The following is a 21,227-nucleotide window of genomic DNA, read 5'->3' as shown; positions in this document are numbered from 1 at the left end:
GAATTGGCATGCGCTCCAACCACCAGTAGGCAAGAGTTGGGGCGTGAGCCTCACAGACCCGGCACAGCGAGAGATCGCCGCCCAGGCGATCGACCTGCACAAGACCTACGGCAAGGGCGCCGCAGAGGTCCGCGCGCTCGACGGCGTGAGCCTGGACCTCTACGCGGGACAGTTCACCGCGATCATGGGTCCCTCGGGCTCGGGCAAGTCGACGCTGATGCACTGCCTGGCCGCGCTCGACAAGCCCACGACCGGCGAGGTGGTCGTCGGCGGTCGCAAGCTCGGCAAGATGCGAGACCGCCGCCTCACCTCGCTGCGGCGCGACAAGATCGGGTTCGTCTTCCAGGCGTTCAACCTGGTGCCGACGCTGACCGCGCAGGAGAACATCCTGCTGCCGCTCTCCCTGGCCCGGAAGAAGCCGGACCCGGGGTGGTTCGACCAGGTCATCGACACGGTCGACCTGCGGCCCCGGCTCTCGCACAAGCCGAGCGAGCTCTCCGGTGGACAGCAGCAACGGGTCGCCTGTGCCCGGGCGCTGGTCTCCAAGCCCGACATCGTCTTCGCCGACGAGCCGACCGGCAACCTCGACTCCACCTCGGCCGCCCAGGTGCTCGACTTCCTGCGCCACAGCGTCGACGACCTGGGCCAGACCATCGTCATGGTCTCCCACGACCCGGTCGCCGCCTCCTACTGCGACCGGGTGATCTTCCTGGCCGACGGCCGGATCGTCGACGAGCTGGCCAAGCCGAGCCGCGAGGAGATCCTGGCCCACATGGCCGACCTGCAGGCGCGGGCGATGGGCCTGGCTCCGATCGGCGAAGGCGCCTGAGGGTGAACGAGCGTCAGCGAGTGAACCAATCAATCGGCACGCCGCCACGTCCGCACTCTGGCGCTTGCGCAACGGCGACGACCGGAGCGAGGTCGAGCGGCGAGACGACCGGAGCGAGGTCGAGCGGCGAGCTTGCTCGTCCGTTCGCGCCGAGCGAGGGAGTAACCGCGCGCAGCGCGGAGCTTGCTCGTCCGTTCGTGCCGAGAGAGGGAGTGACCCCGCGAAGCGGGGAGGTGGCGGCATGCTCCGGCTGACGCTGCGCAACCTCGCCGCGCACAAGGTGCGCCTGCTCATGTCGACGCTCGCGATCGTCCTGGGCGTGGCGTTCCTGGCCGGCGTACTCACCTTCTCGCACGGGCTCGACCGCACCTTCTCCGGGATCATCAACGGTTCCACACCGGACGGCCAGGTACGCCCCACCAACAGCGCCAGCTCGGCCGAATCCAGCCGCCCCGGCAGCGGCGGCGCGGCCACGCTGGGGCCGGAGGCCATCGAGAAGCTGCGTACGCTGCCGGAGGTCGCCCGCGCCGACGGCGTCATCCAGGGCGCGGGTCTCTATGTGCTTGACACCGACGACAAGCTGGTCAGCAGCTCCGGTGCGCCGACCCTGGCCTTCAACCACACCGGGACCCCCAACCTGCTCGGCGAGCCGTCGCTCGAGCTCATCCGCGGAAGCTGGCCGACCGGGGACAAGGAGCTCGTCCTCGACGAGGCGACCGCGGAGAAGGCCGGCTACCACGTGGGCGACGCCGTCACTCTGATCGCCCCGCAGGGCGAGACTCGCCGCAAGGTCACCCTCACCGGCACCGCCTCTTTCAACGGCGGTGGCACCGCCGGCGCGCAGCTGCTCATCTTCAGCACGACGGGCGCCCAGAACCTGTTCACCGACGGCAAGGACGTCTACTCCGGGATCTCGTTGACCGCCGCCCCCGGCGTCTCCCAGAAGGAGCTCGTCGCGGCCGCAGAGACGGTGGTCCCGAAGGGGTTCGAGGCCGTCACCGGCGACAAGATGGTCGAGGAGTCCGAGGACGCGATCGGTGAGTTCCTCGACGTGATCTCGGTCTTCCTGATCGTCTTCGCGGTGATCGCGGTCATCGTCGGCGCCTTCATCATCGTCAACACCTTCTCGATCCTGATCGCGCAGCGCTCCCGCCAGCTGGCGCTGCTGCGCGCATTGGGGGCCTCGCGCCGCCAGGTCACCACCTCGGTGCTCTTCGAGGCGCTGGTGATGTCGCTGATCGCGGCCACCATCGGCGTACTCGCCGGCTGGGGGCTCGCCCACGGCCTGGCCGCCGTCTTCCGTCAGGCCGGGCTGGAGATCGCCTCCGACGTCCTCGTCCTCACCCCGCGCACCATCTGGATCTCCTACGTCGTGGGCGTCTGCGTCACGCTCGCCGCGGCCCTGCTCCCCTCCCGCCGGGCCGGAAAGGTCCCGCCGGTCGCGGCGATGCGCGAGGACACCCAGCCTCCGGCCAGATCCACCATCCTGCGTACGTCGGTGGGCCTCGTCCTGCTGGTCGCCGGCCTCGCGATCGCGGCGGTGCCACGGATCGGGGTCCCGGAGATCACTCTTCCCGGCGGCTTCGAGGTGCCGACGAGCCCGGCGCTGTGGGTGGGCGTCGGAGCCGGGGTCTCGATCCTCTCGGTCGCCTGGATCAGCGCGTTCCTGGGCCGCCCGGTGCTGGCGGCGCTGCGTACGGTCTCGGGGTTCGTCTTCGGGATGACCGGCAAGCTGGCCGGCCAGAACGCGATGCGCGACCCCCGACGCACCGGCGCCACCGCGTCGGCGCTGATGATCGGCCTGGCTCTGGTCTCGCTGATCGGCGTGCTCGCCGCCTCGATGAACGCCTCGATCTCCGACGTGGTCGAGGAGCAGTTCAAGCCCGACCTGGTCGTGCAGAGCCCGACCTTCACCCCGTTCCCGACCTCGATCGGCGACGAGATGGAGAAGGTGGAGGGCGTCGCCACCGTATCCCGTTCGCAGATCGCCCAGGCCGTCGTCGGCAAGGTGGACCTCCAGAACCCGAAGAAGAACGACGTCGAGTTCCTCTTCGGCGTCGACGAGCACCTGCCGCAGGTCTACGACCTCGACGTGCTCGAGGGCAGCGAGGACGTGAAGCCCGGCCAGGTGCTGGTCACCGACGAGGCTGCGAAGGAGCACAAGTGGCAGCTCGGCGACCGCATCGACCTCACCTTCGTCAGCGGCCGCCAGCAGCACCCGCAGATCAGCGGGATCATCGCCCAGACCCAGGTCACCGGCGACATCACAGTGCGCATCGAGGACCTCGTCGCGGCCAAGGTGCCGCGCGAGGACGCCTCGCTGAGCATCATGCTCGCCCGCGGCGCCGACCCGGCCGTCGTCCATGACCGTCTCGACAAGCTCGTCGCGGACCGGCCGGTGGTCGCGGTGCAGGACAAGGAGGAGTTCGCCGAGTCGATCAAGGGGCAGGTCAACCAGCTGCTCTACATGATCTATGGCCTGCTCGCGCTGGCGATCGTGATCGCCGTGATCGGCATCGTCAACACCCTCGGTCTCAGCGTCATCGAGCGCACCCGCGAGATCGGGCTGCTGCGCGCCATCGGTCTCTCCCGCAGCCAGCTGCGCCGGATGATCACCCTGGAGTCGGTGACGATCGCTGTCCTCGGCGCGGTCCTCGGGCTCGCCCTCGGGGTGCTCTTCGGGGTGCTGTTGCGCGACGCGCTGCGTGAAGACCTCACCAGCCTGTGGGTGCCGCTGGACCAGCTGGCCGTCTTCATGGCGATCGCCGTGGTCGTCGGCGTACTGGCCGCGCTCCTCCCGGCCATCCGCGCGGGGAGGGAAGACGTCCTCAAGGCGATCGCCTCGGAGTAGTGTGCCTCGGGTGAGCACCGAGCACTCCGTAGACCTGCCCGAACCCACCCTCCGAGTCACCGAGCCGGAGACGGCCGCGGTCGGACTCCCCGGAGTGGCCCACTCGATGGAGTACGCACTGCGCGAGATGGGCCCCAAGCGCAGCCTGCAGACGCTGCTCAAGGTCAACCAGGTCGGCGGCTTCGACTGCCCCTCGTGCGCCTGGCCGGACCCCGACCACCGCAAGGCGGCGGAGTTCTGCGAGAACGGCGCCAAGGCGGTGGCGTGGGAGGCCACCCGCAAGCGCGTCGACCGCGACTTCTTCGCGGCCAACTCGGTCGCCTCGCTCAACGAGCGCGACGACCACTGGCTGGAGTCGCAGGGCCGGCTGACCGAGCCGATGTACGTCGCCCCCGGCGAGACCCACTACTCCCCCATCACCTGGTCCGACGCGATCTCGCTGATCGCCGATCGGATGCGCGCGGCCGACCCCGACCGTTCGGTCTTCTACACCTCCGGCCGCGCGTCGAACGAGGCCGCGTTCGTCTACCAGCTGCTCGCCCGCCAGCTCGGCACCAACAACCTTCCCGACTGCTCCAACATGTGCCACGAGTCCAGCGGCACCGCGCTCGGCGAGGTCATCGGCATCGGCAAGGGCACGGTCACCTACGACGACCTCGCCGAACACTCCGACCTGATCTTCGTGGTCGGCCAGAACCCCGGCACCAACCACCCACGGATGCTGACCGCGCTCGAGTCCGCCAAGGAGAACGGCGCCAAGGTCGTCTCGATCAACCCGCTGCGCGAGGCCGGGATGGGGCGGTTCCGCAACCCCCAGACCGTACGCGGCGTCACCGGCGTCGGCACCCAGCTCGCCGACGTCCACGTCCCCGTGCAGGTCAACGGCGACCTGGCTCTGTTCGCCGGGATCAACAAGCTGCTCGTCGAGCGCGACGCCATCGCGCACCCCTTCATCGAGGAGCACACCGACGGCTTCGAGGTCGCGGCTCAGGCGTGGGCGGCGATGGAGTGGGACGAGATCACCCGGCTCAGCGGCATCTCCCGGGAGGAGATCGAGTCCCTGACCGACCTGGTCGAGTCCCGCGAGCGCGTCATCGTGTGCTGGGCGATGGGCCTGACCCAGCACAAGAACTCGGTCGCCACGATCCGCGAGATCGCCTCGTTCCTGCTGCTGCGCGGCAACATCGGCAAGCCCGGTGCGGGCGCCTGCCCGGTCCGTGGCCACTCCAACGTGCAGGGCGACCGCACCATGGGCATCTGGGAGAAGCCGCCGGCGTCGTTCCTGGACGCGGTCGGCGACGAGTTCGGCATCAAGCCGCCGCGTGAGGACGGCTTCGACGTGGTCGCCGCCATCGAGGCGATGCGCGACGGCGCCGTCGACGTCTTCCTCGCCCTGGGCGGCAACTTCGCGGCCGCGACCCCCGACACCGCCGTCACCACGGCCGCGCTGGCCAACGTCGGCCTCACCGTCCAGATCTCGACCAAGCTCAACCGCAGCCACCTCCACCACGGCCGCGAGGGCCTGATCCTCCCCTGCCTGGGCCGCACCGAGCGCGACGAGACCGGCGGCCGCGAGCAGTACGTCACCGTCGAGGACTCGATGGGCATGGTCCATGCCTCCCACGGTCGGTTACTCCCGGGCTCGAAGGAGCTGCGCAGCGAGGTCGGCATCGTCTGCGCCATCGGCGAGGCGCTCTTCGGCTCGGACGGCGTCGACTGGGCCACGATGGGCGCGGACTACTCCCGGATCCGCTGGCACATCTCCGCGGTGATCCCGGGGTTCGAGGACTTCGAGACCCGGCTGAAGGCGCCCGGGGGCTTCGCCCTGCCCAACGGCCCGCGCGACTCGCGTACGTTCAACACCGCGACCGGCCGGGCACTGGTCACCGCCAACCCGCTGACCGCCATCTCGGCTCCCCCAGGCCACCTGCTGCTGCAGACGCTGCGCTCCCACGACCAGTTCAACACCACGGTCTACGGCTACAACGACCGCTACCGCGGCATCAAGGGCGGACGCCACGTCGTCTTCGTCAACCCCGAGGACCTCCTCGAGCAGGGCATCGCCGACGGCGACACCGTCGACATCGTCTCGGTCTGGACCGACGGCGAGCGCCGCGCCGAGGGGTTCCGCGTCGTCGCCTACGCCACCCCTCGCGGCTCCGCCGCGGCGTACTTCCCGGAGACGAACGTCCTCATCCCGCTCGACTCCTACGCCGACGGCAGCCGCACCCCGACGTCGAAGTCGGTCGTCGTCCGCCTGGAGGCGCGCTAGCCGGGAATTACATTGCTGGTGTCTGTGTTGGCATCTAACGTGATCAGCATGTTCCGCGTGGTTTCCGAGCACTACCTGTCAGGCAAGAGCCTGACGGGCGCTCCCACGTGGGCACCGTCAGTCGATTGCACCGGCGCGCGAAGCTGACCCTCCTCCTGCTCTGCAGGACCCGCGGAGGAGGGTGGCCCGCACCGGCCCCCTCATCGCGGTGACAGCGCTGTGAGGGCTTGCCGGAGGGTCCTGGCTCACCCCGAAATCTTCTGACACACGAAGGAACTCTCATGGCCAAGGGCCAGTTCGTGCGGACCAAGCCGCACCTCAACATCGGGACGATGGGTCACGTCGACCACGGCAAGACAACCCTGACCGCCGCGATCACCAAGGTGCTCGCGGAGCGCGACCCGAGCGTGAACCGCTTCATCGCCTTCGACGGCATCGACCGGGCTCCGGAGGAGCTGCAGCGCGGGATCACGATCAACATCTCGCACGTCGAGTACGAGACCGCGACCCGGCACTACGCGCACGTCGACATGCCCGGGCACGCCGACTACGTGAAGAACATGATCACCGGCGCCGCCCAGGTGGACGCCGCGATCCTGGTCGTCTCCGCGCAGGACGGCGCCATGCCGCAGACGCGCGAGCACGTGCTGCTCGCACGCCGGGTCGGCGTGCCGTACCTGGTGGTCGCGCTCAACAAGGCCGACACCGTCGACGACCCCGAGCTGCTCGACCTGGTCGAGCTGGAGGTACGTGACCTCCTCTCGGAGTACGGGTTCCCCGGCGACGACGTACCTGTCGTCCGGGTGTCCGGGCTGAAGGCGCTGGAGGGCGACCCTCAGTGGACCGCCGCGATCGGTGACCTGCTGGACGCGATCGACGGCTACGTGCCGGTGCCGGAGCGCGAGCTCGGCGAGCCGTTCCTGATGCCGATCGAGAACGTCGTCACCATCACCGGCCGCGGCACGGTGGTCACCGGTGCCGTCGAGCGCGGGTCGCTGAAGGTCGGCGACGCGGTCGAGGTCGTGGGTCTCGGCGCGACGATCACCAGCACCGCGATCGGGCTCGAGACGTTCGGCAAGTCGCTGGAGTCCGCGGACGCGGGCGACAACGCGGCGGTGCTGCTGCGTGGCGTCAAGCGCGACGAGGTCCGTCGCGGCCAGGTGGTGGCGCTGCCCGGCAGCGTACGGCCGCACCGGAAGTTCCGGGCGAACCTGCACGCGTTGTCCACCGCCGAGGGTGGCCGGCACACGCCGTTCGCCGCGGACTACCGGCCGCAGTTCTACTTCCGGACCACGGACGTGCCCGGCGGGATCGACCTGGGTGAGATCGCCCTGGTCATGCCCGGCGACACGATCGAGCTCGGAGTGGAGCTGGAGAAGCCGATCGCGATGAACGTCGGACTCGGCTTCGCAGTCCGCGAAGGCGGTCACACCGTCGCCGCAGGCACCGTGACCGAGCTGCTCGACTAGCTCGACAGAGATACGGAACGGCCCTCACCTGGTGGGGGCCGTTCCCCTTTTCTCAGTCGCGCGGGCGCCAGCGCTTCCACAGCGCCTCGCCCTCGGCGCGGACCTTCCCGTCCCACTCCAGCCGCACCACCGAGGTGATCTGGTCCTCGCTGGCGTCCTTGGTGGAGGCGACGAGCGTGACCGGCTCCCTGAGCGGAGCCGGCCGCCGGTAGCGTACGTCGATCCCGGCCGTGACGTAGGCCAGCGACTCCCCCTCGGCGGGCATCCAGCCGTTGAGGAAGGCCTCCTGGTGCACTGCGGCGGCGCTGTGGCAGTCGAGCACGGTCGCGATGATGCCGCCGTTGAGGAACCCACCGCCGTTGTCATGCTGCGGCCACGGCTGGAAGGTCGCGGTCACGCTCCCGTCCAGCTGCGGATAGCTCTTCAGCTGGAGCCCCTGGGCGTTGGCCGGCCCGCACCCGAAGCAGGTCATCGTCGGCCACCACTCGTCCTGCAACGCGATCATCTTCACCGCGCCACCATAACCACGATCAGCCGATCCCGGTCCGGAAGCCCTCGCGCCAGGTGGCGTACGACGGCGTCCAGCCGAGTTCCCGCTTCGCCTTGGCGTTCGAGGAGCCGCGCACGGAGGTCATCAGCGCGACCCCGAACTCGCCGATCAGCGGCCGGGCGAGCCAGGCCGGCAGGCGCATCGGGTTCCTGCCGCCGACCTCCTCGGCGAGGAGTGGGATCCACTGGTTCACCGGAGCCGGCTCGTCGTCGACGATGTTGTAGATGCCAGGCGCACCCCGGTCGAGGGCCGCGACGGTCGCGGAGGCGACGTCGTCGATGTGGACGAACGACCACACCCCGGTGCCGCCGCCGACCACCGGCATCTTGCCCTTGCGCAGCATCTCACCGAGCACGCCCTCGCGAGAGGTGGCGTTGCCGGGGCCGTAGAAGTTGCCGTAGCGGAGCACCACGCCCTCGAGATCGGTCGCGGAGGTCACGGCGTGCTCCAGGTGACGGATCGCCGCCAGGGTGCCGCGCGCCTCCTTGCCGGGGTCGGTGATGAGCGGGGCGCTCTCGTCCTTGACCCAGCCGCCGTTACGCTCGTTCGACCAACCGCCGCCGAAGCTCTGCGCGATGAACCGCCGCACCCCCGCCGCCCGGGCCGCCGCCAGCAGGTGGTCGGTGCCTTCGGTACGCAGCCGGCTGGTCATCGCGAAGTCCTGGTCGAACTTCTTCAGGTTGCCGCTGAGGCTGCCCAGCGCGGTGAGCTGGTGGACGACGACCTCGGGCTCGGCCTTGGCGACGGCGTCGTGGACGCTCTGCGCGTCCAGCGGGTCCATCACGATCCCGGTCGCGCCCATGGCGGCCAGGGCCTCGCGCCCCGCCTCGTGCCGGGTCGAGCCGTACACCTCGTGTCCGGCGGCCACCAGGAGCGGCACCATCCGGACTCCGACCGCACCGGTTCCGCCTGCGATGAAGATACGCATCGTTCTGTTCCTTTCGTCGTTGTCGACCCCACCGACGAAACGACCTGCGCTCCTGTGACAGCTGGCGTAAGGTCCTGCAGTCGTGGACCTCGCAAGCGCTCATGACGGGCTCCGCCCGCTGATGTTCTCGATCGCCTACCGGATGCTCGGCAGCGTCGCCGAGGCGGAGGACATCGTGCAGGAGGCGTTCCTGCGGATGCACCGCAGCAGCGAGGACGTCGACAACCTCGATGCGTACGCCACCACAGTCACCACCCGGATCGCCATCGACACCCTGCGCTCGGCCCGCCACCGCCGCGAGCAGTACGTCGGCCCGTGGCTGCCCGAGCCGATCCTGGTCTCCGACGAGGACCCGAGCCACCGCCTCGAGCTCGACGAGACGGTCAGCACCGCGTTCCTGGTCCTGCTGGAGTCGCTCACGCCGGTCGAGCGCGCGGTGTTCGTACTGCGTGAGGTGCTGGGCTACGACTACGAGGACATCGCCCCCGTCGTCGACAAGAGCGCGACCAACTGCCGCCAGATCTTCACCCGCGCCCGCAAGCGGATCGCCGACGGTACGCCGCGGTTCGACCCGTCCCGCGAGCGCCGCGACCAGCTCGCCTCGCAGTTCGTCGCCGCGCTCTCCGCGAGCGACATCGCCGGTCTGGAGCGGCTGCTCGCCGACGATGTCGTGTTCGTCGCCGACGGCGGTGGCCGCGCTCCCGCAATCCAGAAGCCGATGCTCGGTGCCGTCGCCGTCGCCCGCTTCCTGCTCGGGCTCATGCGTCAGGGCGAGCGCTTCGGCGTACGTCTGGAGCTATCCCATGCCAACGGTCAGCCGGCGATGCTCACCCGCGGCGCCGACGGCGCCCTGCTCGGCGTCATCGCCCTCGACGTCGACGGCGGCCGGATCGTACGCATGCACAACGTCCTCAACCCCGACAAGCTCGGCCACCTGGGCGAGGTCGGCGACCTCTTCGCCCTGCTGGCCGAGCGCTGACCGTCGAGCTGTCGTGATGCTCAGGCTCTGGTCTCTGTACGTGCGTAGCCGGCGACGGCAAGGCCGAGCGGGACGAACCCGAGGTAGTAGAGCCCGACGCCGGTCGGGAGCAGTGGCGTGAACTGAAGGAACATCAGCGCGACGCCGACGATCCCGATGCCGAGCGGCGTCCAGCGGAACACGCCGGTCCAGCGGTGCGTACGCACCGTGCCGACGCCCGCCATGAGGAAGCCGACCGTAGCGAGCAGGGCACCGATCCCGAACACCGCACCCAAGGCGGCGATGTCCTCGAACTTCGCATCTACGAACGGCAGCGACGCGAGGTGGGCGACCACGCCGATGACGGAACCCACGACCAGGAGCCGCAGTCCCCAGCGAGCGGCGAAGCCCGACCCCGCACTGCCGCTGCGTTGCCAGACCAGCAGAGCGGGGACGACCGCGGCCTGCGTCGTGGCCCAGATGAGGGTGGTGACGATGAACGCGGTCGGTGACCACGGGAACCGCCAGGTGTCGTCCGGCACTGTGGTGACTGCGAACTGCCACTGGGTGACAGCGCAGCCGATCACGAGCAGCACCGCGGAGGTGGCGCAGAGAAGCCCGGCTCCGCGGGCGCTCCGGAGTGGTGCTGTGGTTGGGGACGGAGGTGAGACGCGGACCGTCTCATAGGTGTTCGGCTTGTTCATAGCGGCATTCCTTCCTGGGATGCGGATGACTGCGATCCGGAGTAGACCTGCGGGCCGACCATGCCGGCCTCCTGGGTCCGAGTCATGGTGGAGCCGAGAACGGCGCGCTGCGGGACGGAGGCGGCAAGCGCGAAGGTGACCAGCAACGCGTCGTACAACGCAGTGGCCCACAGCCCTTGGGGTGTGTCGAGAGCGAAGTTCGGGCCGCCGACGGCAGTGCTGGTGAGCGGCCATGCCATGAGGGTGGCGACGCCTACGAGGCCGGCCGGTAGCCGGGACCACAGCGGCGCATTGCCGGACAGAGCATGTCCACCGATGATGCAGAGCACTGGGATCGCGATCGTGCCGGCAGCGATTCCGCCCTCGAACATCGTGGTCGGGTCCTCGATCAGGCCCCTGACCAGGATCGCGGCGAACAGGAACGGCGAGAGCACGAGCAGTCGCCACCTGGGCCGGCCCCCGGTGCGGCGCAGGTGCTCGGCCCAGCCGAGCAGGGCGCCGATGAGCAGGCCCGGCAGCAGGATGAACCCCCACGTGCCCACCCAGTGGACCCCGGACTCTGCGCCGGCGACCTCAGCCATGAAGCCTCGCAGCGCGCAGACCCAGGCGATCCCGCACAGCGCGCCGAGGGCGGCGAACGAGCGGCCGCCACGAGGAGCGCGCACCGCCGGATACGGCAGCGCGGATGCCAGACAGAACAGGAGCACGAACGACCATCCGTACAGGGCGACCCAGGCGCCTCGGGCGGAGCTGAGGGGACCAGCCATGCCGCCCATACCGAAGAGCATCAGCAGGCCGGCCCCGGCGACCACCGCGCAGGAGACCCGGGCCACCGACCACCCGGTTCGCGACAGCGCGAACCCGCCGGCGAGTGCGGTGGCCACGACGATCAGTGCCCCGCTGCCCTCACCGTTGGTGACCAGTGCGCGAGCGATCTCAGGGTCGAGCAGGGCAGAGGCGAACAGGACGGGTGACCACACCAGCCAGCGCGACCCCCGCCGCTCGATGCGGCGCAAGTAGGCGGCCCACCCCAGCAGCAGCCCGATCGCCGTCCCGGGTAGGAGGACCAGCACGACGGTCAGCCAGGAGTAGGACGAATCGGACCCCACCAGCTGCGCCATCCAGCCGCGGAAACCGGCCGCCCAGGCCAGCCCGCAGAGTCCACCGACGAGTACGTACGGCGTGCGTCGGACGGTTCGCATGGCTGCCCCTCTGGTCGTCGAAGATCTCTCGACTGTATGGACGCCGGCGGTGGCTCCGCGTCAGTGCCAGTACTCGATCGCCATGCAGTGCTGGCACGTTTGCGCCACCCGAGCGGCCAAGAGGAGGATCGGACCGTGGGACTCGCGATCCGCTCGCTTCCCGGCCTCCTCCTGGCGACGACGCTGGTGGCCGAAGCATGCGCCGTGGGACTCTCCTGGGGGCTCGAGCCGGCGTACGACACCCTGCTCTACGCCGTGTTCTCCTGCACGCTGACGGCGACCGGGGCGCTGATCCTGACCCGGCACCCGCGTCACGCCATCGGCTGGTTGCTGTGTGGTCTGGGTGTGGCCAACTCGGTGACCGGCGAGCTCGCGCAGGGCTGGGGGCTGCGCTCCGCCATCGAGGGCTGGCCCGGAGGGCCGTTCGCCGAGTGGATCGCCCTCTCCAGCTGGCTGCCGCAGGCGCCGGTGCTGGTGCTGCTCCTGCTCCTGTTTCCCACCGGCCACCTTCCCGGACGCGGATGGTCGATCGTGGTGTGGCTGTGTGGAGTCGGGGTGCTGCTGGGCACGCCCGGCTGGGCCCTCTCCCCTGACCTCGGGCGGAACTTCGTCAGCGGCCGGAGCCCCTACGCCGTCGACGGGCTACCCGTCGGTGCTCTCTACATCGTCGGGTTCGGTCTCGTCGCCGTCTCACTGATAGCAGCGCTGGTGGCTGTGGTGCTTCGCTTTCGAGCCTCCTCGGGCGTCGAGCGTCAGCAGATGAAGTGGTTCGTACTCGCGAGCGTCCTCTTGGCGTCGAGCCTGCCGATGTCGGGCGCCTTGTGGAACCTCTTCCCGATCGTGCGCGTGATTCCCGCCATCACGTTGACCCTCTGGGTGGTCGCGATCGGTGTCGCGGTGCTCCGCTACCGGCTGTACGACGTGGACCTGGTCATCAGCCGCACCTTCACCTACGCCGCACTCACCGTCCTGCTCGCCGCCGTGTACGCGGGTACGGTGGTCCTGATCGGGGCGTTCGCAGGACGCGGCTCGCCGTGGTCGACCGCCGGTGCCACCCTCGCCGCCGCCGCGACGTTCAAGCTGCTGCATCGCAGAGTGCAGTCCAGGGTCGACGATCGGTTCCGGCCGGCGCGCCAGGAGGCGCTGCGCACAGTCGCGTTGTTCCTCGAGGAGCTGCGGGCCGACCGGGCCGAGCCGGAGCAGGTCGTCGATGTCCTCAGGGCAGCGACGGGTGACCCGGGTCTGCAGCTGACCTTCGTGCTGCAGGCGGACGAGACGCCGGTGAACACTCTCGGCAGGGCGGAACCCGAGCCGGCCTACGATCGAGAGTCGTACGCGGTCCGGCGTGGCGGCATCACCCTCGGCCACATCGCATGGCACCCGCGCGCCACCACCGACCCCGGCCTGCTGCCGGCCGTCGTCAGCGCCGCGGGCCTGGCCATCGAGATGGCTCGGATGCGGGTCGAGCTGCGCCGCCGCCTCGACGAGGTCGAGGCCTCGCGCGTCCGACTGGCCACCGTGGCCGACGAGGAACGCCGCCGCCTCGAGCGTGACCTGCACGATGGCGCACAGCAGCGCCTGGTCTCCATCGGTCTGACCCTGCGCCATGCCCAGTACCAGCTCGGCGGCGCGAACGGCGACGTGCGGCACACCCTGGACGGCGCGATCACGGAGGTGACCGCCGCCATCGGCGAGCTGCGCGAGCTGGCCCACGGCGTACGCCCGCCACTGCTTGACGCCGGGCTCGGGCCGGCGCTTCACGACCTGGCCAACCGGGCACCGGTCCGCGTCGAGGTGACGGCGCCCAGTGAGCGCTACCCGCTTGACATCGAGGCAGCGGCGTACTTCGTCGCCTGCGAGGGTCTCACCAACGCCATCAAGCATGCGCACGCGGACCGGATCCTGCTGCAGGTCGCGAGATGCGACTCCACCCTCGTCGTCAGCGTCATCGACGACGGACTGGGTGGTGCCACGGTCAGCCCCGGTTCGGGGTTGACCGGGTTGTCGGATCGGGTCGCCGCGCGCGGGGGCAACCTGCGGGTCGACAGCGCTCGAGGTCGTGGCACGACGCTTGTTGCGGAGCTGCCATGCGTGTCGTGATCGTCGAGGACCAGGCCCTGCTGCGCGAAGGGCTCGCCCGGCTCTTCGCCGACGGCGGGCACGAGGTGGTGGCCACGCTCGGCGACGCGGCCGTTGTGGCCGAGATCGTCGAGCGGGAACGTCCGGACCTGGTGGTGCTCGACATCCGGATGCCGCCGACGTACACCGACGAGGGCGCCCGCGGCGCCCGCGACATCAAGTCTCGTCATCCCGGCATCGGGGTACTGCTGCTGTCGCAGCACATCGAGACCACGCATGCCGTCGACCTGGTCGGCCTACCGGGGTTCGGCTATCTGCTGAAGGACCGGGTCCTCGAGGTCGAGGAGTTCCTCGACACCGCGGCGCGCGTCGCGGGCGGAGGATCGGCACTCGACCCAACGGTCGTCGCCGCCCTCATCGCTCCGGTGACAGGCCCGTTGGGGCGGCTCTCGGAACGGGAGAAGCGAGTCCTCGAACTGATGGCTGAGGGACTCACCAACATCGGCATCGCCCAGCGGCTGGTGCTGAGCGAGCGCACGGTCGAAGCGCACGTACGCCACCTGCTGCTCAAGCTGGAGATCCCCGAGAGCGAGGAGGGCCATCGCCGCGTCCTGGCGGTGCTCACCCATCTCCGCGCGGTTCACGAGTGAAGCGAAGCGCCAACCGTCGCGGCTCTACCCATCCAGGCTCTACCCATCCAGCTCTACCCATCCAAGAATGTACGCAGCGACTGGTCGACCAACGGCCGCCCCAGCGTTCCCTCCGCCAGTGCGTCGCGCAGCGCGGTGACTGAGTCGAGATCGCCGACGAGGGTCAGCAGGTCGCCGACCTCCTCGCCGATCTCGGCGGGCGTGGTGGCCGCGACCGGCCGGTCGAGCAGCAGCGGGCAGTCGACCGGGCCACCCTCGGGCTCCGGGTGGCCGAGGGCGGCGACCCAGCAGCCGATCTCGAAGCGCAGCGGCGCGGTCGGCCCGGCGCCCTGGGCGCGCAGGTCGACGTACCAGACGATGTCGTCGCTCATGGGGTCACCGAGCCGGTGATGGCCCTTGCGCAGCGGCATGCCGCCCGTCTTGAACGCCTTGGTCGCCGCTGTCCGGGCTGCCTTCTGGTCCATCGCTGAGGTCACGGCCCTAGAAGTCGAGGTCGGTCTCGGAGAGCTGACCGCCCCCGGCGACGATGAACTCCTTGCGCGGAGCGACGTCGGAGCCCATCAGCAGGTCGAAGACCGCCGCGGCCTCGTCGGCGTCGTCCAGCGTCAGCCGGCGAAGCGTCCGGTGGCGCGGGTCCATGGTGGTCTCGGCCAGCTGGTCGGCGTCCATCTCACCCAGACCCTTGTAGCGCTGCACCGGGTCCTTCCAGCTGACGTTCTTCTTCTTCAGCTCGGCGAGCTTCCGCTGCAGCTCCGGGTCGGAGTAGGTGTAGATGTACTTCTCCATCCCCTTCTTGGGGTTGGAGATCTCGATCCGGTGCAGCGGCGGGACGGCGGTGTAGACCTTGCCGGCGGCGATGAGCTCGGGCATGTACTTGAAGAACAGGGTCGCCAGCAGCGTACGGATGTGGGCGCCGTCGGAGTCGGCGTCGGCCATGAAGATGATCTTGCCGTAGCGCGCCGCGTCCAAGTCGAAGCCGCGGCCCGTGCCCGTCCCGACCACCTGGATGATCGAGGAGCACTCGGTGTTCTTCAGCATGTCGCCGACCGAGGCCTTCTGGACGTTGAGGATCTTGCCGCGGATCGGCAGCAGCGCCTGGAACTCGGAGTTGCGGGCCACCTTGGCGGTGCCGAGCGCGGAGTCACCCTCGACGATGAACAGCTCGGCCCGGTCGTCGGTGGTGCGGCAGTCGGCGAGCTTGGAGGGCAGCGCGGAGGACTCCAGCGCGTTCTTGCGCCGCTGGTTCTCCTTCTGCTGGCGCAGCGAGAGCCGGGTCTTGGAGGCGGAGTACACCTTCTCCATCACCAGCTTGGCCTGCTGCTTCTGCGCCCCGCGCGACTCGGTGAGGAACGTCTTCATCTCCGCGGCGACGACCTTGCGCACCACGCTGCGAGCGGCCGGGGTGCCGAGGATCTCCTTGGTCTGGCCCTCGAACTGCGGCTCGGCCAGGCGCACCGTCACCACCGAGGTCAGCCCCTCGAGGATGTCCTCCTTGACGATGTCCTTGTCGTTGACCTTGAGCACCTTGGCGGCGCGCATGGCGTCGTTGAACGTCTTGGTCAGCGCGTTCTCGAAGCCGCTGACGTGGGTGCCGCCCTTCGGGGTGGCGATCACGTTGACGAAGGAGCGGATCTCGGTGTCGTAGCCGCTGCCCCATCGCACCGCGATGTCGACGCCGAGCTCGCGCTCGACGTCCTGCGGTGTCATGTGGCCGGCGTCGTCGAGCATCGGCACGGTCTCGGTGAAGGTGTCCGAACCCTGCAGGCGGAGTACGCCGCTGACCGGCTCGTCCTTGGCCAGGAAGTCGACGAACTCGGCGATGCCGCCGTCGTGGCGGAACTTCTCCTCGACCGGGTCCTCGCCGGACAGGTCGCGGATGACCAGCTCGAGCCCGGGAACGATGAAGCTCGTCTGCCGGGCGCGGCCGAGCAGCCCCTCGAGCTCGAAGCGAGCGTCCTTGGTGAAGATCTGCCGGTCCGGCCAGAACCTGACCCTGGTGCCGGTCTTGCCCTTGGCGACCCGCTTGCCCTTGCGGGTCAGGCCACTCTGCGGCGTGAAGGCGGCCGACGGGCCATCGCCGTCGAACACACCGGGCACACCACGGCGGAACGACATCCCCTGCTGGGCCGGCGAGCGGTCCACGTCGATGTCCATGCGGCTCGAGAGCGCGTTGACGACCGAGAGGCCGACACCATGCAGACCGCCGGTCGCGTTGTAGGAGCCGCCGCCGAACTTGCCGCCCGCGTGCAGCTTGGTCGCGACCACCTCGACGCCCGGAAGCCCGGTGCGGGGCTCCTTGTCGGTCGGGATGCCGCGGCCGTCGTCGTAGACCTCCACCGAGCCGTCGGGGTGCATGGTCACCTCGACGTGACCAGCGACACCTGCCAGCGCCTCGTCGACGCCGTTGTCGATGATCTCCCACAGGCAGTGCATGAGGCCGCGGGTATCGGTCGAGCCGATGTACATACCGGGACGCTTGCGCACCGCCTCCAAGCCCTCGAGGACGAGGAGGTGCGCGGCGTTGTAGGTGTTGTCAGAGATGATCGGCTCCTGCGTAACTGCGTTGTTCCCGGGGTACTGCGTGGGGGTGTTCTTCAGACGAAATCTACCGTGCGACACGCCCGGGTCTCACGCAGGCACGCGGCAACCGACTCACGCGCCATCGGGCGGCACACGTACGTCGTGATCGGTCCGTTACGTGGAACTTGCGGGTTTCGATGCACGAAATGGTCGGTCGACAGGTAAGAATGTCTGTCACGGACAGCGATGTCCCGCGGGGTAGGTCCGACCCGGATCCCCAACCCGGAGCGACAACTGCAAGGATTAGAGGTGCGACGGAGGTAAGAGTCCGCGAGGAAACGCTAGCGATCTAGGGAATCTTCCAAGACTCACGTACGTTATCCCGGCGCAATCATGATTCAGAAATGAGGCCGATGTGACCACTGCCGTTGCCACCAGCTCGCCGCTCACGTCCGAGGACCGTTGCGACCGGTGCGGAGCGCAGGCCTACGTACGCGCGGAGCTCCACTCCGGCGGCGAACTGCTGTTCTGCGCCCACCACGCCCGCGAGCACGGTGAGAAGCTCAAGGAGATCGCAAGCTCGATCACCGACGAGACGCACAAGCTCACCGAGAAGAACTGACCCCACCCACCGACTCCCCGAAGGCCCGGACCACGACGGTCCGGGCCTTCGGCGTCTTGTGCGGCGCCACGGGGCTAGGGTTCGCTCCGTGAGTCTCGTCGAAGTTCTCGTCGCGCTGGTCATCGCCTTCGGCATCGCCGGCATCATCGTCCCTGTCCTCCCCGGCGGTGCGCTGCTGGTCGCCGCCGCGATCCTCGGCTGGGCCATCTGGCTGGGCGAGTCCACCGGCTGGGTGATCTTCGGCATCTCGGCCGCCTTCATCGCCATCGGACTGATCACCAAGTACGCCATCCCCGGCAAGCACCTCAAGAACTCCGGCATGCCGCTGTCCACCCAGATCGTCGGCGCGATCCTGGCCATCATCGGCTTCTTCGTGATCCCCGTCGTCGGTCTCTTCGTCGGCTTCCCCCTCGGCGTCTTCCTCGCCGAGCTCCGTCGCCACGGCGGCGACGCGCGCGTCGCCTGGGCCTCCACCTGGACCGCGCTGAAGGCGATGGGCCTGTTCATCCTGATCGACGCCACCGCTTCCACCCTCGCCACCATCACCTGGGTGGTCGGGCTCGTCATCACGCCGTAGCCGCGGGCGGGATACCCGGTTAACCGGGTATCCCTGCACTTCTCAGGTGTTGCAATGCCCGAGAAGTGCAGGAAACACCTGAGAAGTCCGACCCCTGGGCCGCTGCGGTCAGCACCTCTCCAGGTCGCTATAGTCGAGTTACTTAGTTTTCTAAGTTGACTCTGACGACGACATCCCTGGAGGCCCTCCGTGTCCATGCTCGAGGTCAGCGACGTACGCCTCGGCTATCTCGTCGACGGCGAGCCGCACCCCGCCGTCGGCGGGGTCTCGTTCTCCGTCCCGCGTGGATCGACGACGATGCTGCTCGGTCCGTCAGGCTGCGGGAAGTCGACCATCCTGAAGGCCGCGGCCGGGTTCCTTCGCCCCTGGTCGGGCACGATCACCGTCTCCGGCCGCACCTCGGTCACGACGCCGGGGCCCGACCGGGCGGTCGTCTTCCAGGAGTTCGACCAACTCTTCCCCTGGCGCACCGTGCGGGGCAACCTGGAATTCCCGTTGCGCGCCAACGGACGCACCCGCGATCAGGCCCGGGAGCGGGCCGACCGCTGGCTGACCACGATGGGGCTCGACCAGGCCGGGGCGCGCTATCCCCACCAACTCTCGGGCGGGATGAAGCAGCGGGTCGCGATCGCCCGCGCGCTGGCGCTCGAACCCGACGTACTCCTCATGGACGAGCCGTTCGGCGCCCTCGACGCCCAGACCCGTGACCGGCTCCAGCGCGAGCTCAAGCAGGTCGCCGCCGAGACCGGTATCACCGTCCTCTTCGTCACCCACAGCATCGCCGAGGCGGTCTACGTCGGCGACCAGGTCGTCGTCCTCTCGACGCCACCGTCACACGTCGTGGACACCCTCGACGTACGCGGTCTCGACGACCCCACAGATCCGGCCTTCGTCGCCGCCCAGACCCGCCTGCGCGCCCTACTCGCAGGCGACGGGTCCGCCAGGCCCGACCAGAGCGAGGCGGCATGACCCAGACCGCTCGCCCGCCCTCCGCTTCCCAGACGGCTGCCGACCTCCCCGGTGACCTGCCCAGGAGACTGCCCCGCTGGGGCCACATCCCCACCGCCGTACGTCGCGGCCTCCTGCTCCTCATCCTGCTGCTCGCCTGGGATCTCGGTGTCCGGTTCGGCCAAGTCAGCCCGCTCGTGCTCGTCGGGCCGATCGACGTCGCGCAGGCGATGGTCGAGGGCGTACGCAGCGGAGCGCTGGTCGACTCGACCTTGCTCACCCTGCGCATCCTCGGCCAGGCGCTTGCCATCGGGATCGTGGCCGCCGTGGTGCTGACCACGCTCGCCACCTGGACGACGATCGGCGAGGACCTTCTGGTCCTGCTCACCTCGATGCTCAATCCGCTCCCGGCGGTTGCGATCCTGCCGCTGGCGATGCTGTGGTTCGGCATCAACACCACGGCCCTGATCGTGGTGATCGCCAACGCGGTGATCTGGCCGATCGCGATCAACGTCAGCCAGGGCTTCCGCACCGCCAACCCCACCGTGGTTGCGGTCGGGCGCAACATCGGGCTCCGCGGCGTACGCCTGGTCTGGTACGTCCTCGTCCCCGCCGCTCTCCCCCACACCGTCTCCGGCCTGAAGAGCGCCTGGGCCTTCGGCTGGCGCACCATCATCGCCGCCGAGCTGGTCTTCGGCGTCGCCGGTGAGGGCGGCGGGCTGGGGTACTTCATCAACAACGCCAAGACCTACCTGCACATCGCCGACGCCTTCGCCGGTCTGGTCACCATCGCGCTGATCGGGATCCTCTTCGACCTCGTCTTCAGCTGGCTCGAGCGCCGCACCGTCGTGCGCTGGGGCATGAAGACCGCCTGACCACTCTCCGCCAACCCCACGTCAAGGAGCTCCACCATGTCCCATCGAGGTTCCCGTCGAGGCGTACGCAGCCTGGCCGCCGTCTTCGCCGCCACCCTGCTCACCGGCGTACTCGCCGCCTGTGGCGCCGGAGCGGACGACGGCCCGGCCGAGACGATCACGATCGGCTACCAGCCGGGCCTGGGGTACGCGACCCTGCTGCTCATCAAGGAGCAGAAGACGCTGGAGAAGGCGCTGCCCGACACCGAGATCAAGTGGCAGGAGCTCGACTCCGGTGGGGCGCTGCGCGACGCGGTCATCGCCGGCGACGTCCAGGTCGCCTCGATGGGTGCCTCGCCGTTCCTGGTCGGCGTCGATGCCGGCGTCGGCTGGAAGACAGTCGCCGCGATGAACCAGATGAATCTCCAGCTCATGGTCACCGACCCCGCGATCAAGTCACTGAAGGACCTGCCGAAGGACGCCAAGATCGCGATGCCTGCGCCCGACTCGATCCAGTCGCTGCCGCTGCGGAAGGCCGCCGGCGAGCAGCTCGGCGACCCGCATGCGCTCGACAAGAACATCGTCGGCATGGGCCACCCCGATGGCCTCCAGGCACTCGTCTCCGGCCAGATCGCCGGCCACCTCACCGCCCCGCCGTTCGTCGCGCAGGAGGCCGAGGCCGGCGCCCACCCGATCCTGAAGAGCTACGACCTCTTCGGTCGCACCACCTTCAACGCGATCTACGCCAAGCCCGACTTCCTCGACGCCAACCCCGACTTCACGAAGGCCTTCTACGCCGCCCTGAAAGAATCCAACACCCTCCTCACCGACGACCCGGCCCAAGCCGCCGAGCTCCTCTCCGCCGAATCCGATGGCGAGCTCACCGCCGCCGAGGTCAAGACCCAGATCACCGATCCCGACGTCACCTGGTCCCTGACCCCCACCGGCTTCGGCGAGTTCGCCGACTTCATGGAGTCGGTCGAGATGATCAAGAAGGCCCCGGCCTCAGAGGACATCTACGTCGACAACGAGTTCAACGGTATTTGAATTTACTCTTTATTAAAATTCCACTCTGACATAAATTGTTTGAGATATTGAATCATAAATTGATGTCTTTCTTCAGCAAGTTTTATTTTCAACTTATCAATAATGAGCTCTATTACTATTGTTTATATATTCATTATTTACCTCTTAGCAATTACGATTTTCAGAAA

Annotated in this window: 18 protein-coding genes; 12 read left to right on the top strand and 6 right to left on the bottom strand. The window is 68.9% G+C overall.

The annotated features are described in order from the left end of the window. The first annotated feature begins 43 nt into the window (after positions 1–43). From ABTW65_RS24265 to tuf, 4 genes are all read left to right on the top strand, one after another. Entirely contained in the window at positions 44–829 is a 786-nt protein-coding gene (locus ABTW65_RS24265) for an ABC transporter ATP-binding protein (protein WP_350664923.1), read from the top strand. Between the two features lie 241 nt (positions 830–1,070). Further along, positions 1,071–3,680, top strand: coding sequence for an ABC transporter permease (locus ABTW65_RS24260; RefSeq protein WP_350664920.1), 2,610 nt, complete (start codon positions 1,071–1,073; stop codon positions 3,678–3,680). A gap of 10 nt (positions 3,681–3,690) precedes the next feature. Further along, complete coding sequence (locus ABTW65_RS24255; RefSeq protein ID WP_350664918.1) at positions 3,691–5,952, top strand: FdhF/YdeP family oxidoreductase; 2,262 nt, start codon at positions 3,691–3,693, stop codon at positions 5,950–5,952. Between the two features lie 281 nt (positions 5,953–6,233). Next, on the top strand, positions 6,234–7,421 hold the full coding sequence (gene tuf, locus ABTW65_RS24250) for an elongation factor Tu (RefSeq protein ID WP_350664916.1): 1,188 nt from the start codon (positions 6,234–6,236) through the stop codon (positions 7,419–7,421). 52 nt (positions 7,422–7,473) lie between these two features. Here tuf and ABTW65_RS24245 read toward each other — a convergent pair whose 3' ends face one another. Together ABTW65_RS24245 and ABTW65_RS24240 are read right to left on the bottom strand one after the other, a co-directional pair. Next, positions 7,474–7,926: a PaaI family thioesterase gene (locus ABTW65_RS24245; protein ID WP_350665251.1), complete on the bottom strand. Its 453-nt coding sequence runs from the start codon at positions 7,924–7,926 to the stop codon at positions 7,474–7,476. Positions 7,927–7,951: 25 nt separating this feature from the next. Next, complete coding sequence (locus ABTW65_RS24240) at positions 7,952–8,899, bottom strand: NAD-dependent epimerase/dehydratase family protein (RefSeq protein ID WP_350664914.1); 948 nt, start codon at positions 8,897–8,899, stop codon at positions 7,952–7,954. Positions 8,900–8,981: 82 nt separating this feature from the next. Between ABTW65_RS24240 and ABTW65_RS24235 the strand changes: the two genes are divergently transcribed. Then, positions 8,982–9,878 (top strand): RNA polymerase sigma-70 factor, encoded by an 897-nt coding sequence (locus ABTW65_RS24235; protein ID WP_350664912.1) that lies wholly within the window; start codon positions 8,982–8,984, stop codon positions 9,876–9,878. A 20-nt stretch (positions 9,879–9,898) separates the two neighbouring features. Here ABTW65_RS24235 and ABTW65_RS24230 read toward each other — a convergent pair whose 3' ends face one another. Together ABTW65_RS24230 and ABTW65_RS24225 are read right to left on the bottom strand one after the other, a co-directional pair. Then, entirely contained in the window at positions 9,899–10,561 is a 663-nt protein-coding gene (locus ABTW65_RS24230) for a hypothetical protein (protein ID WP_350664910.1), read from the bottom strand. Continuing rightward, positions 10,558–11,763, bottom strand: coding sequence for a hypothetical protein (locus ABTW65_RS24225; RefSeq protein WP_350664908.1), 1,206 nt, complete (start codon positions 11,761–11,763; stop codon positions 10,558–10,560). The genes ABTW65_RS24230 and ABTW65_RS24225 overlap by 4 nt, the downstream gene beginning before the upstream one ends. A 135-nt stretch (positions 11,764–11,898) precedes the next feature. Here ABTW65_RS24225 and ABTW65_RS24220 point away from each other — a divergent pair, with 135 nt between their 5' ends. Next, complete coding sequence (locus ABTW65_RS24220) at positions 11,899–13,863, top strand: sensor histidine kinase (protein WP_350664906.1); 1,965 nt, start codon at positions 11,899–11,901, stop codon at positions 13,861–13,863. Further along, entirely contained in the window at positions 13,851–14,492 is a 642-nt protein-coding gene (locus ABTW65_RS24215) for a response regulator (protein WP_350664904.1), read from the top strand. The genes ABTW65_RS24220 and ABTW65_RS24215 overlap by 13 nt, the downstream gene beginning before the upstream one ends. A 53-nt stretch (positions 14,493–14,545) precedes the next feature. Here the strand turns inward: ABTW65_RS24215 and ABTW65_RS24210 are convergent, their stop codons facing one another. Both ABTW65_RS24210 and ABTW65_RS24205 read right to left on the bottom strand, forming a co-directional pair. Next, positions 14,546–14,968 carry a hypothetical protein gene (locus ABTW65_RS24210; protein ID WP_350664902.1) on the bottom strand — a complete coding sequence of 141 codons (423 nt, stop codon included), beginning with the start codon at positions 14,966–14,968 and terminating at the stop codon, positions 14,546–14,548. Between the two features lie 4 nt (positions 14,969–14,972). Then, positions 14,973–17,036: a DNA gyrase/topoisomerase IV subunit B gene (locus ABTW65_RS24205; protein ID WP_502890667.1), complete on the bottom strand. Its 2,064-nt coding sequence runs from the start codon at positions 17,034–17,036 to the stop codon at positions 14,973–14,975. Positions 17,037–17,427: 391 nt separating this feature from the next. Here ABTW65_RS24205 and ABTW65_RS24200 point away from each other — a divergent pair, with 391 nt between their 5' ends. From ABTW65_RS24200 to ABTW65_RS24180, 5 genes are all read left to right on the top strand, one after another. Then, the gene (locus tag ABTW65_RS24200; protein ID WP_040756289.1) at positions 17,428–17,634 is read left to right on the top strand and encodes a DUF7455 domain-containing protein; all 207 of its coding nucleotides are present in this window, start codon (positions 17,428–17,430) and stop codon (positions 17,632–17,634) included. 88 nt (positions 17,635–17,722) lie between these two features. Then, positions 17,723–18,211 (top strand): DUF456 domain-containing protein, encoded by a 489-nt coding sequence (locus ABTW65_RS24195; protein ID WP_350664900.1) that lies wholly within the window; start codon positions 17,723–17,725, stop codon positions 18,209–18,211. Between the two features lie 195 nt (positions 18,212–18,406). After that, complete coding sequence (locus ABTW65_RS24190) at positions 18,407–19,180, top strand: ABC transporter ATP-binding protein (RefSeq protein WP_350665246.1); 774 nt, start codon at positions 18,407–18,409, stop codon at positions 19,178–19,180. Continuing rightward, a complete protein-coding gene (locus ABTW65_RS24185; protein WP_350664898.1) occupies positions 19,177–20,034 on the top strand; it encodes an ABC transporter permease in 858 nt (285 codons plus the stop codon). The genes ABTW65_RS24190 and ABTW65_RS24185 overlap by 4 nt, the downstream gene beginning before the upstream one ends. A gap of 36 nt (positions 20,035–20,070) precedes the next feature. After that, entirely contained in the window at positions 20,071–21,060 is a 990-nt protein-coding gene (locus ABTW65_RS24180; protein WP_350664896.1) for an ABC transporter substrate-binding protein, read from the top strand. Positions 21,061–21,227 lie beyond the last annotated feature (167 nt).

It is taken from the genome of Nocardioides sp. NPDC127503 (genome assembly GCF_040302165.1).
Taxonomy (GTDB): domain Bacteria; phylum Actinomycetota; class Actinomycetes; order Propionibacteriales; family Nocardioidaceae; genus Nocardioides.
The sequence above is the reverse complement of the archived record's forward strand: the minus strand, read 5'-3'. Positions and strand labels throughout refer to the sequence as shown.

Bases quoted from the DNA above. Each gene is read 5' to 3' on its own strand.
- ABTW65_RS24215 (WP_350664904.1), top strand. From the start codon at position 13,851: ATGCGTGTCGTGATCGTCGAGGACCAGGCCCTGCTGCGCGAAGGGCTC.
- ABTW65_RS24260 (WP_350664920.1), top strand. From the start codon at position 1,071: ATGCTCCGGCTGACGCTGCGCAACCTCGCCGCGCACAAGGTGCGCCTG.
- ABTW65_RS24180 (WP_350664896.1), top strand. From the start codon at position 20,071: ATGTCCCATCGAGGTTCCCGTCGAGGCGTACGCAGCCTGGCCGCCGTC.
- ABTW65_RS24185 (WP_350664898.1), top strand. From the start codon at position 19,177: ATGACCCAGACCGCTCGCCCGCCCTCCGCTTCCCAGACGGCTGCCGAC.
- ABTW65_RS24225 (WP_350664908.1), bottom strand. From the start codon at position 11,763: ATGCGAACCGTCCGACGCACGCCGTACGTACTCGTCGGTGGACTCTGC.
- ABTW65_RS24240 (WP_350664914.1), bottom strand. From the start codon at position 8,899: ATGCGTATCTTCATCGCAGGCGGAACCGGTGCGGTCGGAGTCCGGATG.
- tuf (WP_350664916.1), top strand. From the start codon at position 6,234: ATGGCCAAGGGCCAGTTCGTGCGGACCAAGCCGCACCTCAACATCGGG.
- ABTW65_RS24230 (WP_350664910.1), bottom strand. From the start codon at position 10,561: ATGAACAAGCCGAACACCTATGAGACGGTCCGCGTCTCACCTCCGTCC.
- ABTW65_RS24190 (WP_350665246.1), top strand. From the start codon at position 18,407: ATGCTCGAGGTCAGCGACGTACGCCTCGGCTATCTCGTCGACGGCGAG.
- ABTW65_RS24245 (WP_350665251.1), bottom strand. From the start codon at position 7,926: ATGATCGCGTTGCAGGACGAGTGGTGGCCGACGATGACCTGCTTCGGG.